Source organism: Bradyrhizobium sp. AC87j1 (assembly GCF_002936975.1).
GTDB classification, from domain to species: Bacteria; Pseudomonadota; Alphaproteobacteria; order Rhizobiales; family Xanthobacteraceae; genus Bradyrhizobium; species Bradyrhizobium shewense.
On the sequence record NZ_PTFE01000001.1, the window covers coordinates 237,719 to 254,775 of the forward strand.

The window sequence follows — 17,057 nt, forward strand, 5'->3', positions numbered from 1 at the left end:
CACAACACCGGGAGGACGTGATGGCGTCATTTGAAAGGATCATTCGCCTGGCTTTCAGCGCGTGCGCGCTGCTCCTCTTGGTCATGGCGGCGCCCGCAAGTGCTCAGCAGGTCAATCCGACCGCGAGTGCGGTCAAGGAGCAGCAGCTTTTGCAGGAGCTCAACCGGATCCAGGGTCGCGTCAGCATTCCCGATCAGCGGTCGGGCGTTCTCGAGCAACCGCAGGGGCGGGAATGGCGTGAGTTCCGCAACGTGACATTGCGCTGGGTCGGGGGCATTGCCATCCTTGGCATGATCGCGATCATTGTGATCTTCTATCTCACCGTCGGGATGGTACGTCTCCAAGCCGGACGGTCGGGCCGCACCATCGTGCGCTTCAACATGTTTGAACGCTTCGTGCACTGGATGACTGCGAGTTGCTTCATTGTCCTGGCTATTTCCGGGCTGAACATCACGTTCGGCCGGCCATTGCTGCTGCCGCTGATCGGCTTCGAAGCTTTCTCCGAATGGTCGCAATGGGCAAAGTACGCCCACAACTATCTGAGCTTCCCGTTCACCATCGGCGTCGTCCTGATCTTCCTGATGTGGATCGGCGGCAATATCCCGAACAAGGTGGATGTCGATTGGGCCAGGCGCGGCGGCGGCCTGATCGGTCACGATCATCCGCCGGCCTATCGCTTCAATGCCGGCCAGAAGATGATCTACTGGATCGTCGTGATCGGCGGCGGTCTGGTTGCAATCACGGGGTACGCGCTGATGTTCCCGTTCTATATGACCGGGATTGAGGCCATGCAGATGGCCCAGATCGTCCACTCCATCGTGGCCGTATTGTTTGTCGCGGCGATGATCGGGCACATCTATATTGGCACCATCGGAATGGAAGGTGCGTTCGAGGCGATGGGCTCAGGCGAGGTCGACGTCAACTGGGCGCGCGAACACCACAGCCTCTGGCTCGACGAGGAGAAGGCGCGAACCGGACCGAACGACGGACGGCCGCAACCCGCAACCGCGGCGGCCGAGTAAAACGGGACAGCTGAGAGCGGACGGTGCGCTCTACTGAGCCGGTTCTTTCGCAAACAGGACAGAGCGGTCCTGCATCTCCTGTTCGGGGAGCTTGCCCGCCTGAGCCGTCTGCATTTCCTGGATGGATGGCATGCCTCTCTGACCGAAATGGAACAGTGCGTGCGATCTGAGCACGCCAGTGGCCGTACCGGCGAGAACCAAGGCTGCAATGAGCGAGAGCATGAGGCGTTTCATGCGCATCTCCGTCTGCCATGTCCACCCAGCACGACGGATACACGTATATTGCCCTGCGCAATGTGAGCCACTTCACAGCCAGCGGTTCCAAAGTCGTCGATGTGTTCCGTCCAACGAAGCCGGAAGTATGAAGCGAGGAAACTGGAAAGCTCGATCGGACTCGCGCTAACGCGCTCTGCGCCGACTGTTGTGATGCGGCTTTAGTCGTGATGAAAGCCGGAATCAGGGTTCAAGCCTGCGATGTATGCCGCTGTGCAAGTGGCGCGTATGGCCTCCGCTCTCGTGGGCGCGATGTGTGCGCCGGTAGATCAAAGAAAGTCCATCGAAGGCAAGTGGAGCCGGCGCCTGTCGAAAGCGGGCTAGAGAGGACACGGCACGCTTGCGGTGAATAGGCCTTGCGCATCCATGCTGGGCTTTGATTCAGCCAGCATGGCGATCAGAATTGCACTGACTTGGGAATCGTTCGCGTGCGATATCTCGTTGCTCGGGGCCTTCGTGCACGCGACGCCGATTGCCGTCTGTCTCCCGAGCGCCGTGCTTCCGCCCCTCGTACTCTCTCCCGGAGCCGCCTCAATTGAGCGAGCAGGTTAACGAGCTCGATCGCTGTATGATGCAGAACAGCCAGGCTGCAAACCCCACTACTCACTATAACACCCCAACAGGCCTTGCCGAATCCGTGACGGGAAGATCGAATTTGTGACGACGTGCCAATAACTTTTAAGCAATGGATCCCGGAGCCGTCCGTTCGCTTTACGACGATACGCAGAAATATTTTCGAGCACTCTAGTGCATTGCACCAAAATGCTCGCATCGGAAAAGGGAATTTGGACGCGCTCTATGAAACGGCCTTGGCATTTGCATCAGCGCGAAGGAGCCGCACGAAGGATATCCACCGTCCGGACGATTGACTCTTCGACCCAGGCCTCGCGGGCGAACCAGTTATGATTGGCCTCACAGATTGGGCAACGGGTATTGCCGAAAAACACAATGCTCCGCAGGAAAGTCTCGCGATCGGATTTGATGCCGGTAGGAATCGCGCGACCCGTTTGCGGACACTCGACCATGACCATACCCATGTGAGCCTCCCAGAAACATACTGCTGAAAAAGGGGCCGGTCGGCTGGAGTGCGCTCTCGTCGGTGCGGGTTTACTTGGGGGGCATCGCACCCGGGGTCGTTGTCGAGCAAAGGGCGGCTTGCTCGTGACGACGCTTCTCCAACCGACCGGATTCCTGCTTGGCGAATTCTCGAGATACCGCCGGCTTTGATTCCGGCAGGCCTATGAAATGAGGCTTCGGCTTCAACCGAAGGCTTCTGGGAGGCCCCTCACAATTAGCATGTCCAAATCCCTGCGGCTTCGTGCCAAATATTCTGCTCGCAACGAAGCCAATATCTTCCTCTTGACGGACAGATCAGCCAACCGGATCACTGGTCTCACTCCCCCCTCACGCAATTCGTTAACATTATCTTTTTACATTTATTGCGCAATTAAATTCGTGTTGTCGGTCCGGTTTGCGACTCTAGACCGATTTATTTTGCGGGCTGTCGCGGCGGGATGTCGTCATCGAAAAGGTCGGGCCCTTCGCACGATCAGCCCATCCCTCGCCACCTGCCATCAGTTCGGTGCGCGCCGCCATTTAGCTTTCGTAACGGGTGGCTAGGTTCGGTTCAAATATGAAATAAATTTTGATTATATGGTACTGCTGTAAATATCGTTGTTAATTGCCGCCGATCACGTAAGCTAAGCTCGTCCAGGTTTCGTTCGGCTGGAGGAGACAATGTGGGATTTAACTCTTAGCGAGTACGATTTCGCCCCCGATGCGCCGCAGTTGGCCCAGATGCGTGCCGAATTGGTAGGTATTGGCGAGAAGGAGCGCATTCTGCGAGAACGCAGTGCCGATCGCGAAGCCTATCGGTACCTCCTGGATGCTCATCGGTCGAGCGCGAGCGCGCTTTCTTTGAGAGCAGGTGTTGAACATTTCTCCGGAGGGAGGGGGTAGGGGCGGCCAGCTGTGGCATGCCGGACCGGATTGTCTTTCGAAACGAGACCGATTGGGTCACTTGCGCCCGGCAGACGGGAATTGCCGCGCCGCGGACGGTTCAGATTGAACTTCGTGGCTCCGCGACGCTAGCATCCCGGGCGCTGTCGTCGCCTCGTCGCAACGAGGCAGATTTCTTCACATTGGTTGGAGCCGTGCTGGAAAGATCGTCGGCAGAGATGGTGTTGAGACCAGCTTCGGATGCAGTGTTCGCGCTGCTGGACGGTCGATCAATGCTCTTCAGCGAAGCAGGGCAGAAGATCTTTGAACTGGACCGAGTAGGGGCATTCATCTGGTGTAAGCTGGCGCAAGGCGCCTCTCTTGAAGACACTTGTAAGGGGCTTGAGACGCTAGGTATTGACGAGCAGACCGCGCGCCAGTTCACCCGACAGGTCGTAGATGTCTGGATCGATCGAGCGTTGCTCGAGGTCGACTGGCGAATGCCGACCGATTTTGCCTTCTCAGCGATACTAGGCCGGCACCGAATAGGGGTCCGGGCTGCAAATCGGGATCTCTTGAGGCGGCTGTGTTCGCTGTTTTGTGTTTCGGACCAGAACGCCGGCGGCGACGACGACATTGCGATCGAGGCAATGATGCTGGACGAGCAAGTGCTCTTGCGCGGAGAGGATTCCAGCATCTCCAGATGTCAAGTCGAAGCGCTTGCCCCAACGATCAAAGCTCACATCACCGAGCGGCTTATTCGAAGCGATCGCTGGACCTTCTCCCTTCATGCCGCTTCTCTTGTGAAGGACGGTATGGGCCTATTGTTGTGCGGCCAACCGGGAGCTGGAAAGTCTACCCTCACATTGCAGCTGGTGGATGCCGGACTTCGGTACGCCGGCGATGACGTTGCGCTGGTGGGCGCTGACGGAGCGATCTGCGGCATCCCGTTTGCTCTCACCCTCAAGGAGGGATCGTGGGACTTGCTCTCGCGACTACATGGCGGCCGGTACGACGCGACGCATTGCCGCTCCGACGGTGTTCTGGTGCGATACGTACCCATTGCGGATGCGTACCACCAAAGCTTTTCCGCAAGCTGGATCATCTTCTTGAACCGTGTCGCGAGTGGTCCGGCCGAACTAACCGCGATAGATCAACTGGATTCGATGAAGCGGCTCATCGACAACGGATTTGCTGCTGACGGGAGACTTTCGCAGGCCGGCTTTTTCGCTTTGAAGCGGATCGTCGCGGGCGCGCCATCGCTTCAACTCACCTATTGCGAGGCCGTGGACGCTCGCCGCGTGCTTATGGATCTATGCAATGGCAAGGCATAGCGCGGCGCTGACGAGCCTTTGCAATTGCCTGCAAGGCATGCCACCTGTCGATGTCGAATGGACGTCCGTAATCGGGCTCGCAAATCAGACTCTGACGACACCGGCGCTCATCGATTTTGTCGACAAATTTGCACCGATCCTGTCGGAGGACGTCTGCGGGTATATTCGCCAGATCCACGGCCGAAACGTGCTGCGCAACAATCGGCTCGTCGCTCAACTCGAAGAAGCCGTCGTTGCGATGAACGACCTGGGAATTACGCCAATCATGCTCAAGGGGGCATCGACGCTGGTGACCGCACCTGAAGAGCGACGAGGCGTTCGGCTAATGTCCGACCTGGACATTATGGTTATGCCGGACGAAGCCAGAATGGCAGTCTCCGCTCTATGCGCAATTGGCTACGATGTTGACTATGAGACCCCTCCCGAAAGCCACAGATGGCATGTCGAGCTGAATCGCTCGCAGGATGTCGGGACCATCGACCTGCAGCGGGCAGCTCCAGGTCCTGCGTACCTCTACCGGAGCTTCGGGCACCCGCTGAACCATTGTGTGCCCGCGCCGCTGGGGCGCGGACGCGTGTATATCCCCGCGCCTACCTACCGGGCGCTCATGTTGATCATCCATGATCAATTTCAAGACTACGGTTATTGGCTGGGCGACCTCGACCTGCGGCACCTTGTTGAATTGCGCGATATGAGCAATTCTGCCGAGGGCCTGGATTGGAAAGAGCTTGCCTCTCTTGTTTCGGGCGAATTGATGAAGAACGCGGTTGAAACCCAGCTGTTTGCTCTTGCTGAGTTGCTTGGCGTCGAGATTCCGCAAGAGTTGCGCTCTCGGCTGATTCCCCGTCTGCAGTTCATGCGACAGTTGATGCAAGCACGATTTCCGGCCACACGCGTGCCCTTCCTCGCAATGATGATGCTGGATCTCGGAAACTACCGGAAGGTGGCGAATGACCCCATCCAACCCACTGCGCGCCGGCGTGGATTGTGGTCCCTGCCGAGGATGGGAACCCTGCAGTTTCTGTTGAAGGCGGCCGTCGCGGTGCGCACAGGGAAGGCCTAAAATCACAAGCTCCTCCGTTAGGGAGGCGGCTCCGAAGCGAACGCTTTCAATTGGCCGCGTTCCGAGCGAGTGCCAGCTTCCGGATCCGTGAATCTAACGATTTCGCGCATGCGGGGATTTGCAGTGGCAAGGCTATCAATGCCCCTGACCACCAGCATTCTGGTTGGAGGCTTCACCGTTCTCGTGAATCCTGAACTCCTCCAATGTGTGTCCTGATTGTAGCGCGGCGACCAGCCAGCGCGGCTGTTTGCCACGCCCAGACCAAGTCTCTGTCGGTTTGAGCGGGTTGAAGTATTTCGGAACGACCTTTGGATATTTGCGGCGGGGAGGCTGGCCTAGGCCCATCTCTGCCGCCCCGCTTTCGGGCCCACCGACCTGTTCCGGTTGATTGAGTTGCGCCAGGCGCTTCTCCAGCTCCCGCTTTTCGGCCGTGATCTTTTCAGCAAGAATCTTTGTTAGCTCCTCGTGGAGGAGCCATAGTTCTTCAAAATCCATGGCTTCGAGATCTTGCCTGCGCATAGCATTCTCGTCACCGTTCAACCCACGCTCCCGACTACCTTGTCACTCCAGGCCGAGTATCGTTTTCGAGCGGCAAATACGGATAGGTCCAAGGCTGGTCTTTCAAATTGGCGTGACAATAAATAATAATATATTATTTAATTATTTATTGCGAGGATTATTTTTATTAGTTTTTAATGCGGTCCGGCGAGAAACATTTAGATGTTATCGATTGCCCTCTGGGGCGCCTTCAGGAAGCGATCAGCCGGTTCATCGCTCCCGCGGCAAGATCGATTGATATCCAGGCTTTAAAGCCGCAAATCCGGCTGCGATGGCTCGCGCTGAGGGTATCGCAGTCGTAAGCTCCAGGTTGCCGAGGGTTCATGGTCGTATTTTACTAAGAACGAAGCAGTGCGGCCTCGCGTGCCGTTCATATTTGTCGAAAGTGCGGCATGGCAGATTGATCCCAGGCCCGGCTTAGCGTGTCGTTCTTCACTTGAGTCGGGGCATCGGTGCACGTAAGGCGCGTAATGTTACTTTGGTCGCTATTAAATTGAGCGGATAAGTTCATTTTTTTGTCTTGATTAGAACCGGCGGCGCAGTTATGTGGAGCACGAACTTGCCGTTCGGTTCCACATATTTTTGTTTAAGCTGACTACTTGGTTCTTGATTAGCCGACCGGGACAATATTAAATGGGCGCAACTACAGGATGCTAGCATGTCGACCAAGAAGCTCGAACTAGAAGCGATGTCTCTGGACGATCTATGGTCGCTTCATGAGGAAATTAGCGGCATTTTGTCGGATCGGATTAAGGCGGAAAAGCAGGAACTGGAGAAGCGCCTGGCGGTTCTCGGAGGGGGAATGGCCGTGTTCGAAACAGGCGGGCCGGCCGTCTCCCCGACCGGCAAGCAGAGGCGCAAATATCCGCGCGTGCTGCCTAAATATCGCAACCCCCAGACTTCTGAAACCTGGTCAGGACGTGGCAAGCGGCCGCGGTGGTTGGTTGCTGCCATGAAATCCGGCCGACGGATCGAGGAGTTTCGCATAGGGGCAGCGACTCCGAAGCTTCGGCAGCGGGCGTGAAGCGTCGCCGCGCCAGCGGGCTGGCGCACCTTGGCGCTTTGAGCGGGGATCGCGCCTAGTAGGCGTTGCGGCCCCGCAAGACCTCCATCGGAGTCTGCAACACGATTGCGAGATCCAGCCGAAGACTCCAATTGTCGATGTACCAGAGATCGTATTGTACACGTGCTTCGATCATGGACGCTGTGGGTGTTGCACCGCGGCAGCCGTGGATCTGGGCCCATCCGGTCAGTCCTGGCCTGACCCTGCGGCGAAACGCGTAGTTTCGCACGAGCTTGTCAAATTCCCCGTCGTGGGCCAAGGCATGGGGACGCGGACCCACCAGCGACATGCTGCCGTCAAGAACATTTAGCAACTGTGGCAGTTCATCGAAGCTTGACCGCCGCAACCATTTGCCGACGCGGGTGACACGTCGATCGGCGTGGTGAGCCTGAAGGATCACGGGCCCGTCCTCGAGCACATGCATGGTCCGGAACTTGCGGATCAAGAAGGTCCGGCCGTTGAAGCCACAGCGTTTCTGCCGAAAGAATATGGGGCCTGGAGAATCCAGTTTGATCGCGACCGCGGCCAACGCAAGCAGCGGCGCAAGTATCGCCAACCCGAGTCCCGCGCCAATAATATCAATCATCCGCTTCGTCGCGCATTCCAGCCGTGTGAGGGGGCCGGGCTGAAGTTCTACACAAACGGCGCTTCCAAGACTTCGCGTATGATGTCGAAGCAATTCGGATGGTGTGCCGACCGGCACAAACATGATCGGGAACGGCAATACCCGTAAATCGGCAATGAGGGCCCGAAGTTCGTGCCATCGTTCCGGCTTAGCTTCCACCACCACCTGCTCAAGCTGGCAACTGCGAATGTAATCGATCACGCGGGCGGTGAGCCGCCTTCGACAGACAGGACCAAAGCCCATTGGAGGCAAGCTGAACCGTCCCTTGACGCAATAACCGTGCATGGCGAGCGCTTCAGATAACCCCGCGTTCTTCGATAGTGGTTGATCGCTGATCAGAACAATATTTGTCTCGGCGAACTTTCTGCCGCTGAGTCCCCTTCCGAGAAGCGCCTTGACTCCCCACCGCTCGGCCATAAGCAAGCCGAGGCCCAAGACGGCGAAAAGCGGGGCTGCTTGCTGAGAAGACTCCGGGCGAACCGCAAAGCCGGACACGGCCCAAATGAAGAGCAGCAACGACGTCCAAGCCATACAGACGGCGCGTATTTGGTTTCGGAGGGCGAGGAGCTCAACTGGCTGATAAAGGCCCTGGGCCTTCAGCACGCAAACGAGATAAGCCGCGCTGACCAGCGCCAAGCCAGTTGCAGCGCTCAAGTCGCCTGCGGCTTGTCCATTTTTAGCCTGATGCAGCAATGTAGAAGCGACGCTCGCAAACAAAATGGTCGCAATATCCGCGCAGAGCGCCACGTATTCAACCGAGTCATAACGGAGAGGCCATTTCTGATGGCGGGACACTGCCGGCCCGGGACTGACCCGATCCGTAACCCCCCGATCGGGGAAATGTCGGTTCACGAAGTTCATTCTCGGACACCAGTGAGTTAATATTTAATATATTATTAATTAACTGAATTTATCAAGAAAAAAATCCCGGCCTTGGCTATCTAACGTTCCGTGACGCTCAGAGGAATTTACCGAGATCCCTGTCGGGAGTTCCGCGCGTGTATCTTGTCGAGGTACGAGGGATCCAGCTCTGAAATCAGGCTCTCGAGATAGACCTTCCCGTCGGCCGAAGCCGACCGGTATGCGGCCGCAAGCACTGGGCTCACGATAGGCTGATGCGTAACGACGAGGAGGACGTCTCGTTTGATCAAGTCACGGAACTCGAAGTCCCGTAGCACTGCATCTGTAGCAAGCGCGACGGACAGCCTCAACGGAAGCAGATCCAACTCATTGGGCGCGGTGTACCACGACATCTTGAGCATCGCTGCCGTGCTAGACTGAGCCAAATTGTGCTTCGATGCGGCTGCGAGCAAGAGCCAAATGTCGCCGCGGAGCGGCGAAGAGCGCAATGCACGAGCAAACGCTTTTGAAGCCGCTGGAGAATCCGTCTTTTGTTCGTCCGCAGCTGGTGCCGAATCCAAGCTGGATCTCACTTCTCCCCGGAGAGATAAATCTTCACGTGCTGCCGCAACTGAAACCGGTTTCGAGATCCCGTACGGCCGTGGTGCTATTGTCGATAGGGCTGTCGACAAAGACGATTGACCACCGAGATACCACTCGGGAGGGACCATCCATACTGCCTGCATGATCAGCGCGATTCCAAGCAGCATCAGGGCAGCGCGGGGCCAAATGGCGGTTAATGATGACGCGAACTTTGGAGGCGACGCCGGAGCCGGACCTGCCATCCGCTCCGAAGGCGCCTTCCATTCCGCGGACATGGCGTCTCGGCCCGCGCCGGGGAGGCTTTGAGCGAACGCCAGTCCAAAAAGCGCAGCGACCAAAAGCGACGCGCCCAAACCCAGAATTCCGTGGTCGGCAAACGCTAGCATCGTCAGCGCCATCGTAGCGCCGGCGCCCAGGGCCGGGTACACGTAATCGTGAGCTCGAGAAAGGGAACGCCTGACCAGAATGCAGGCGCCGAGCATTGCTATAATTACGAGACCGCAAAGGAAGGCCCAGCCCATATCTATAACGATGGCTGCGGCGGCGGTTGGCCGTTCTCGCGTGGCGCCGGTTCCAACGTCGCGATAAATCGGCAAGAGGACCGCCGAAGCGCCCGCACCGGATCCTGCCGGCGCGACGTCCTGCAGCATCCGTTCTGTCGCGATCTGGCTGCTCGTTGACAAGGCGATTGTCAGATCGGTGTTCGTTCTGAACGGAATGACCGTGACGCTGGCAATAGAGAATATTGCGGCTGTTGCGAAAATGCCGGCGGTACCCCACAAGCCCAAGAACCACCTGCGAATAGCGAATACCGATAGCAAGATTCCTGATCCGAGGAGGGCAGAAACGACGGCGGTGGAGTTGGCCCGGCTGAGCAGCGCGGCCAGGCAGACGATCATTGCGATGATGGCCGCGAACAGAGCAGGGAGCGGGGCTGGCGCGATTGTTCCGGGCCGACTGTGCCGTCGTAGCTGATCGACCGCTCGTATTGCCGTCGCCCAGGAGAGCAAAACGCCGAGCACAGCGACGGTTGAGCCATCGGGCCCGGCGATACCAGTTGTTTCCTTACCGAACCACATAGCAGTGGCTATCGTGGCTATCGACAGGAGAATATGAAGGACTTGCGCCGCGCGGTATCGATCAAGCGCGATGACCGCGGTGAGGAGGGCCGCGGCGAGCACTGCACAATACTGCGAGAGCGAGACCATAGTAGCCCTGGTATCGACTGTGACTATTTCGGCGAGCGACTCGTTCAGGGCGGCCGATGCAGTGGCCCAAATGGGATTGCCGAATGTGCCCATGGGCATCGGCACTGCCTGTAATGCCATCCAGAGCGCCGGAGCCACGAGTACAACGACGAGACCGGGCCGGAGCAGCTTGGAGAGCCCGAGGGAGGTGGACGATGGAAAGATCGCTACAACTAGTGCGGCCGTTGCAAGTACGAAGGATGCCAACACCCAGCTTTGCAGGCTTTCCGGCATCGCGAGCGCCGCGGTAATCGCCACTAACTCGGCCAACATGACAAGGCGGATAATCATGTGAACCTCATCGTGTAGTGCGGCCACTCCGCCGATCCACTGGCCGGAGAACGCGGAGGCCGCTACGAGACGCCCTCAAGAGCCGGAAAGTCCATAACGGATGTAGTGGCTGTCATGATAATAGTAGCTCCGATGACCGTCATATCGAGCCATTGCCTTGGTATCGGTTTTGCTGAGTACTGCCCCAATCAGCGACTCGTGAATGTTGGGTGCTGTGTGCAGTGCGTGCTGCACGACATCTATTTTGGTACGGCCCCATTCAACAACCAGAATGTAGCAGTCAATGAGAGATGAAGTGGCTCGGACATCAACCAACGGGGTCAGGGGAGGAAGGTCGACGATGACGTAGTCATAGTCAGCTCGCAAACGGTCGAACAGCTTGCTTATCGCGTCCGCGCAGAGAATTTCGCTGGTGTGAAGCAGGGGTCCCCGCCGCACAGCGGGCAGAAATGCAAGGTTGGTTGTCGGATCCCGCCAAATGGCGTCCGCGAGGGACCGGGTTCCGTTTGCAACTTCGATGATTCCGCTGACAGCCTTGGGCGCAAAGGTAGCTGTTAGTGAGGGATTCCTAAGGTCGCAGTCGACGATGATGGCTCTCTTGCCGGTGTGCCCGATCAATTGCGCGAGCGAGGCCGCAATCGTAGTCTTCCCCTCATTCGGGAGGGCCGAGGTAATGCCGATGACCTGGGAGCAGATTTTCGCTGGATTGTGGTCGATGGCCAGCTTGATAGAACGAATTGCCTCCGTATATCGAGATAGCGGCATCCCGACTACGGTCCGGTGAATTGCGGTTGGAGACGAAACTATCCGCTGCTGGTTATCATCATCGGTTTTCAGGAGTCGAACTGACGGCTTCGGAGACTTGCGGGCCGGTAACAACGGGACCAAAGATAGGCAAGGCAATTCCAACACAGTTTCCAGCTGGGAGGAGGTACGAAAGACGCGGTCCATGAGGTCTCTGAGGAGCGCCAAGCCGATGCCCACTCCAAGACCGCCAAGGATGCCCAGCGCCAGTACCAGCCTTGTCTTTGGCTTGCTTTTGCTTGGCGGCGGCGAAGCGGGAAAAAGGAGCCGCGTTTCTGAGACAGGAAATGTCTCCTGCTGTGCGGAGCCCATGTAACGCTGCAAGAAGGTCTCGTACAGGCTACGCAAGCCCTTCGCCCGGCTATCTAGATCCTTGATAGTCAACTCGGCAGAATTGACTGAACGAGACTGCGAAACGGCCTTGGACAGCTGCTTTTCGACTTCTTCCTGGCGCTGTTTGGCGAGTTCGAATTCGCTTCGGCTGACTTCGGCAAGTCTCCTGACTTCGTCGAAAATGGAGACACGAAATTCTCGCGCGCGGTTCCGGACATTGACGACTGCCAGGTGGTCGCGACCGACCCTGGCGGACAACTCGGCCTCGCGTCTCATGAGTTCTAGATACTGCTGGCGCAGCCCCGTGATGATCTGACTGTTCAGCGCATCGGCCCCGACGGCATCCAGATTGGCCATCGAGGCCGGATTTTTCGGATCGGACGAAGTAAGGAGAGTTTGATAGCGAGCCAATTTGGCCGTGGCCTCAGAGGTCTGGGCGCGTGCGGCAGCCAATCGATTGTTGATCTCCGTGATCTGTTGCTCGTCGATGGGCTTTCCATCCAGAGAAACAATATTGTTCTGGGCCTTGTAGACGTCGACGGCCCGTTGTGCAGTGAGGGCCTGGTCACCAAGGTCGCGCAGCCTCTCCTGCAGCCAGCTTGTTGCCCTGCGATTTGCGTCGAACTTTGCGTTGAGCTGGTCCGCAACATAGGCCTTGGCTACGGCGTTGACGATCTCCGCGGCCCGAACCGCGTTGCTCGAATTGAAACTGATCTCAATTATGTTGCTGTACCCGATACGTCCCGCTGAAAGCCGGCTGAGAAATGCGTCTACTATAGAGTCCGATGGTTCGCCCTGCGTATCCGAGGGCCCTTCCTTCTTCGGTCCATTCGAGGCGAATGATCGGATTCGCTGCCAGAGCGACTGTAGAGATGGCCCCGACGCCTTAAAGTCCGGATCGTCCGTCAGTTTCAACTGGTCGATTACCGCAACCGCAATTGCCCTTGATCTCAGGAGCTGAAGCTGGGTCTCGATCTGACTGAGATCGAATGCCGGCTCGGCGACGAGCGATTGCTGCTGGACAAACTGGGGCCTTGGATTGGCTAACAGGATCTGAACCTGCGCCGTATAGGTTGGAGATACCAGCCGGAGATAGAGCACGCTGGCCGCAGTGATGAGCCCAGCAGTGACAAGGATCACGAGATATTGGCGTCGCAGAAGCCCGATAGCGAAATTGATGACGTCGTTGATCCCTCCGCTGTCTGCCTGGACGGGTTGAGCAAGCCCGTTCACCGCCAGCCGCAGTTTATCCGTGTGTTGAAGATTGTTCTGGAGCATCACGTACCTATCCGACTGAGCCACGTTGAGGCCGCCCGCCCGCAGACCAGCGTTTAAAGGACGTACGGGCGGCGAGGGATTATATACCTTATAAAAATCTTCTTGCCAAATTAAATGAATCATATATTAATTGAAAGGAGAGTGAAAATAAATTAGCGCGTCAGTTTTGGTCGAATGCGGGAAAACAGTAAGGTATTTCAATTGCTTGCGGTCTATCCAGTGTTTTATCAAAAATAATGCGATGGTTAGAGGCGGGCCGGCCTGGCAAAGAATTAATTCCATCGGGGATTATGCGCCCCGCATGGAAAATCCGATTCTGAAGTGAGGGCCGGCAGGAGTACCTAATGCTGGAACTGCGATCCTTGGCGATCCCTGATGTCAAAGTAGTTCGAACAGATCGGTTTGCCGACGGCCGCGGCTACTTCTGTGAGACATTCCAGCGATCAGCTTTTGCCGAAAAGGGTATCCTCCACGACTTCCTGCAGGACAATCAGTCCAGCTCAGACCGGATCGGCACGGTGCGTGGCCTGCACTTCCAGCGACCGCCCTTCGCCCAGGCGAAACTCATACGGGTGTTGAACGGGGCCATTCTCGATATTGCCGTCGATCTCCGGCGGTCATCGCCCAACTTCGGCAAGCATATCGCCATCCAGTTGGATAGTGAAAGCGGTGAGCAGGTGTTCATTCCGAAGGGGTTCGCGCATGGCTTCTGTACGCTGCAACCCAAGACCGTCGTCTTGTACAAGGTCGACCAGGTCTACGCCCCGAGCTACGACGGCGGCGTCTATTGGGCTGATCCGACGCTAGCGATCAAGTGGCCCGTGACAATCTCTCAGGCTCAGGTGTCGCCAAAGGACCAAACCCTTCCTGCGTTTAATCAGCTTGGTTTCGCTTTTGAGTAGTGGAGACGAGTAGAATGCGTATCCTGGTGACCGGCGGAGCGGGCTTTATCGGTTCTGCGGTGTGTCGCCGTCTGGTGTTGCAGACTGGTGCCGCAGTCATCAACGTCGACAAGTTGACATACGCAGCCAACCCAGCCGCGCTGGCGAGCATCGAGACGCGGGAATCTTATGCGTTCCTGCAGTCCGACATCTGCGATCGCGAGGTTATGGATCTCGCATTCGCCGATTACGAGCCGGATGCGGTTATACATCTGGCCGCAGAAAGCCACGTCGACCGTTCGATCACCCGGCCCGACGCCTTCGTCAACACCAATATAGTTGGCACCTACACGCTGTTGGAGGCCGCCAGGACCTATTACGAGCACCTGCCGCTTCTGAGACGCAAGAAATTCCGCTTCATCCATGTATCGACGGACGAAGTCTACGGTTCACTAGGGCCCGACGACTTGTTTCGCGAGGACACGCCCTACAGGCCCAGTTCGCCGTATTCGGCCAGCAAGGCCGCCTCGGACCACCTCGCGCTCGCGTGGTTTCGAACCTACGGTCTGCCGGTCATCGTATCGAATTGCTCGAACAACTACGGGCCGTACCAGTTCCCGGAAAAGCTCATTCCGCTGACAATCCTCAATGCGATCGACCGGAAGCCTCTACCAGTCTATGGCGACGGCAGAAATATTCGCGACTGGCTTCACGTCGATGATCATGCCACCGGCTTGATAAGACTGCTGTACGATGGGAAACCGGGCGAGAAGTACAATCTTGGAGGAGATAGCCAGCGATCCAACTTGGAGGTCGTCACCCAGATTTGCGACGTGCTGGATCGATTGTCGCCGGGCGCGGGAGCGAGACGATCTCTTGTTACGTTCGTGCCGGATCGTCCGGGACACGATGCGCGCTATGCGATCGACGCGTCGAAGGCACATCGCGAACTTGGCTGGGAACCGACGAGAACCTTTGAAGAGGGGCTGGCCGAAACCGTCGGATGGTATCTCAAGAATCGCGCATGGTGGGAGCGTGCGCGCTGCGGTGTCTATGACGGCGCGCGTCTGGGTCTCCTGGCTGCCCAACACTGAGGTGAAGATGACAGATCGACCCATCCTCATCGCCGGACGGAATGGTCAGTTGGCAAGGTGTCTTCTTGATCTCGGTGCAATGCGCGGTCTGCCTGTGGTGGCCCTCGGGCGTCGAGAGCTCGATCTGGAGGACCGCGAGGGGATCGACAAGCTCATCGCGTCGGTCGGGCCGACTGCGATCATCAATACGGCAGCCTACACCGCGGTAGATCAGGCCGAATCCGAAGCAGCGAAAGCGTTCAGCATCAACCGCGACGGCGCGGCGGCGCTGGCAGATGTCGCGTGGCAGATGAACATTCCACTCATCCATCTCTCGACCGACTATGTGTTCGACGGTGCGAAACCGGATGCCTACGACGAAAGTGACATTCCCGCGCCGTTGAATGTCTACGGCGCGTCGAAGCTCGCCGGCGAGGCTGCTGTTTTGGCCGCGCACCCGCTCGCAACCGTGATCAGGAGCTCGTGGATTTACTCTCCCCATGGCAGCAACTTCGTTCGAACGATGCTGCGGCTATGTGAGAGCCAGCCCATTGTGAGGGTTGTTCGGGACCAACATGGAAATCCGACCTATGCATTCGACCTCGCGGAGGCCGTGCTTCGGATCGCAGAACGGTCAGTAACGGACGATCGCAGGGCGACGGCCGGCATCTTCCACCTTGCTGGCGGAGGCGAGACGAACTGGTATGACTTTGCGCAGGCGATCTTCGACGCGCGCTCCCGTCGCGGAGAGCGGATTCCGGCGCTCGAGGCGATCTCGACGGAAGAGTTTCCGACCGCTGCGCGTCGGCCTCGAAACTCGCGCCTCGACTCATCCAAGGCCGAACGCGTGTTCGGGATTCGATTGGCGCCCTGGCGCCATTCGCTCGAAGCCTGTCTCGATCAGCTAGCCGGAGAAGGAGAAACCAATGCTGAAGGGAATCGTGCTTGCTGGCGGCAGCGGAACGCGCCTCTATCCGATCACGCGCGTCGTCAGCAAGCAGTTGCTCCCGATCTATGACAAGCCCATGATCTATTATCCCCTGTCGACTCTGATGTTGGCAGGGATCCGCGAAATTCTGATTATCACCACGCCGTCCGACCGGTGTCAGTTCGAGCGGTTGCTGGGCGACGGGAGCCAATGGGGCATTCGGCTCAGCTACGCCGAACAAGCCCGTCCCGCCGGTCTCGCGGACGCCTTCATCGTTGGTGCCGATTTCATCGGAAGCGATCGTGTGGCGATGGTGCTTGGGGACAATATCTTCTTCGGCGATGGCCTGAGTGAACTGCTTGCCAAGGCGGCGGGACGTGAAGAAGGAGCCACGGTTTTCGCTTATCACGTGCGAGACCCAGAACGATATGGCGTGGTCGCGTTTGATGAGGCGGACCGCCCTGTCTCGATCGAGGAGAAACCCAAACGACCGGCTTCGAACTGGGCAATTACGGGGCTCTATTTTTTCGACAACCGGGTTGTCCGCTACGCTCGTCGCGTCGAGCCATCGCCCCGCGGAGAGCTCGAGATTACCGATCTTCAGATGCGCTACCTTTCGGCCAGCGCGCTGCACGTCGAGCGCATGGGGCGGGGGTTTGCCTGGCTGGATACCGGCACGTTCGAGTCTCTCGTCGACGCAGGGATGTTCGTGCAAACCCTAGAAAAGCGGCAGGGAATGAAGATTGCTTGCCTCGAGGAGGTCGCCTTCAGACTCGGCTTCATCAATCGTGATCAGGTGCTAGCGCTCGCGCAGCCGCTGGAGAAGAGCGGTTATGGCAAATATCTGAACGAAATCACTCGGCTGCCGCATTACGCTTCGCAATAATAGCGGTACCAAGCCGA

14 protein-coding genes are annotated in these 17,057 nt (G+C 57.7%); 8 read left to right on the top strand and 6 right to left on the bottom strand.

Annotated features, from left to right (window positions below):
• Positions 1-20 precede the first annotated feature (20 nt).
• Complete coding sequence (locus CV770_RS01090) at positions 21-1,022, top strand: formate dehydrogenase subunit gamma (protein ID WP_091952440.1); 1,002 nt, start codon at positions 21-23, stop codon at positions 1,020-1,022.
• A gap of 30 nt (positions 1,023-1,052) precedes the next feature.
• Here the strand turns inward: CV770_RS01090 and CV770_RS01095 are convergent, their stop codons facing one another.
• Together CV770_RS01095 and CV770_RS01100 are read right to left on the bottom strand one after the other, a co-directional pair.
• Positions 1,053-1,256, bottom strand: a complete 204-nt coding sequence (locus tag CV770_RS01095; protein ID WP_245323125.1) for a hypothetical protein — start codon at positions 1,254-1,256, stop codon at positions 1,053-1,055.
• 860 nt (positions 1,257-2,116) lie between these two features.
• Positions 2,117-2,332 carry a hypothetical protein gene (locus tag CV770_RS01100; protein ID WP_091952435.1) on the bottom strand — a complete coding sequence of 72 codons (216 nt, stop codon included), beginning with the start codon at positions 2,330-2,332 and terminating at the stop codon, positions 2,117-2,119.
• A gap of 939 nt (positions 2,333-3,271) precedes the next feature.
• On the opposite strand from CV770_RS01100, the gene CV770_RS01110 reads away from it, so the two are divergent.
• Positions 3,272-4,567 (top strand): PqqD family peptide modification chaperone, encoded by a 1,296-nt coding sequence (locus tag CV770_RS01110; protein ID WP_245453638.1) that lies wholly within the window; start codon positions 3,272-3,274, stop codon positions 4,565-4,567.
• A complete protein-coding gene (locus CV770_RS01115) occupies positions 4,554-5,630 on the top strand; it encodes a nucleotidyltransferase family protein (RefSeq protein WP_245323122.1) in 1,077 nt (358 codons plus the stop codon). The genes CV770_RS01110 and CV770_RS01115 overlap by 14 nt, the downstream gene beginning before the upstream one ends.
• Before the next feature lie 135 nt (positions 5,631-5,765).
• On the opposite strand, the gene CV770_RS01120 is transcribed toward CV770_RS01115, so the two are convergent.
• A complete protein-coding gene (locus tag CV770_RS01120) occupies positions 5,766-6,149 on the bottom strand; it encodes an H-NS histone family protein (protein WP_028143632.1) in 384 nt (127 codons plus the stop codon).
• Between the two features lie 697 nt (positions 6,150-6,846).
• Here CV770_RS01120 and CV770_RS01125 point away from each other — a divergent pair.
• The gene (locus tag CV770_RS01125) at positions 6,847-7,212 is read left to right on the top strand and encodes an H-NS histone family protein (RefSeq protein ID WP_028143633.1); all 366 of its coding nucleotides are present in this window, start codon (positions 6,847-6,849) and stop codon (positions 7,210-7,212) included.
• A 55-nt stretch (positions 7,213-7,267) separates the two neighbouring features.
• On the opposite strand, the gene CV770_RS01130 is transcribed toward CV770_RS01125, so the two are convergent.
• The 3 genes from CV770_RS01130 to CV770_RS01140 all read right to left on the bottom strand — a co-directional run bounded on the left by CV770_RS01130 (position 7,268) and on the right by CV770_RS01140 (position 13,272).
• Complete coding sequence (locus CV770_RS01130) at positions 7,268-8,737, bottom strand: exopolysaccharide biosynthesis polyprenyl glycosylphosphotransferase (protein ID WP_245453639.1); 1,470 nt, start codon at positions 8,735-8,737, stop codon at positions 7,268-7,270.
• 107 nt (positions 8,738-8,844) lie between these two features.
• Positions 8,845-10,857 carry a hypothetical protein gene (locus tag CV770_RS01135; protein ID WP_104461039.1) on the bottom strand — a complete coding sequence of 671 codons (2,013 nt, stop codon included), beginning with the start codon at positions 10,855-10,857 and terminating at the stop codon, positions 8,845-8,847.
• Between the two features lie 75 nt (positions 10,858-10,932).
• The gene (locus CV770_RS01140; protein WP_104461072.1) at positions 10,933-13,272 is read right to left on the bottom strand and encodes an AAA family ATPase; all 2,340 of its coding nucleotides are present in this window, start codon (positions 13,270-13,272) and stop codon (positions 10,933-10,935) included.
• 344 nt (positions 13,273-13,616) lie between these two features.
• Between CV770_RS01140 and rfbC the strand changes: the two genes are divergently transcribed.
• From rfbC to rfbA, 4 genes are read left to right on the top strand one after another with little or no spacing between them, the layout of a single operon-like run.
• Positions 13,617-14,174, top strand: coding sequence for a dTDP-4-dehydrorhamnose 3,5-epimerase (gene rfbC / locus CV770_RS01145; RefSeq protein WP_104461040.1), 558 nt, complete (start codon positions 13,617-13,619; stop codon positions 14,172-14,174).
• Between the two features lie 14 nt (positions 14,175-14,188).
• Positions 14,189-15,247, top strand: a complete 1,059-nt coding sequence (gene rfbB, locus CV770_RS01150; RefSeq protein WP_104461041.1) for a dTDP-glucose 4,6-dehydratase — start codon at positions 14,189-14,191, stop codon at positions 15,245-15,247.
• A 7-nt stretch (positions 15,248-15,254) separates the two neighbouring features.
• Complete coding sequence (gene rfbD, locus CV770_RS01155) at positions 15,255-16,244, top strand: dTDP-4-dehydrorhamnose reductase (protein ID WP_104461073.1); 990 nt, start codon at positions 15,255-15,257, stop codon at positions 16,242-16,244.
• The gene (gene rfbA, locus CV770_RS01160; protein WP_038948917.1) at positions 16,153-17,040 is read left to right on the top strand and encodes a glucose-1-phosphate thymidylyltransferase RfbA; all 888 of its coding nucleotides are present in this window, start codon (positions 16,153-16,155) and stop codon (positions 17,038-17,040) included. The genes rfbD and rfbA overlap by 92 nt, the downstream gene beginning before the upstream one ends.
• Positions 17,041-17,057 lie beyond the last annotated feature (17 nt).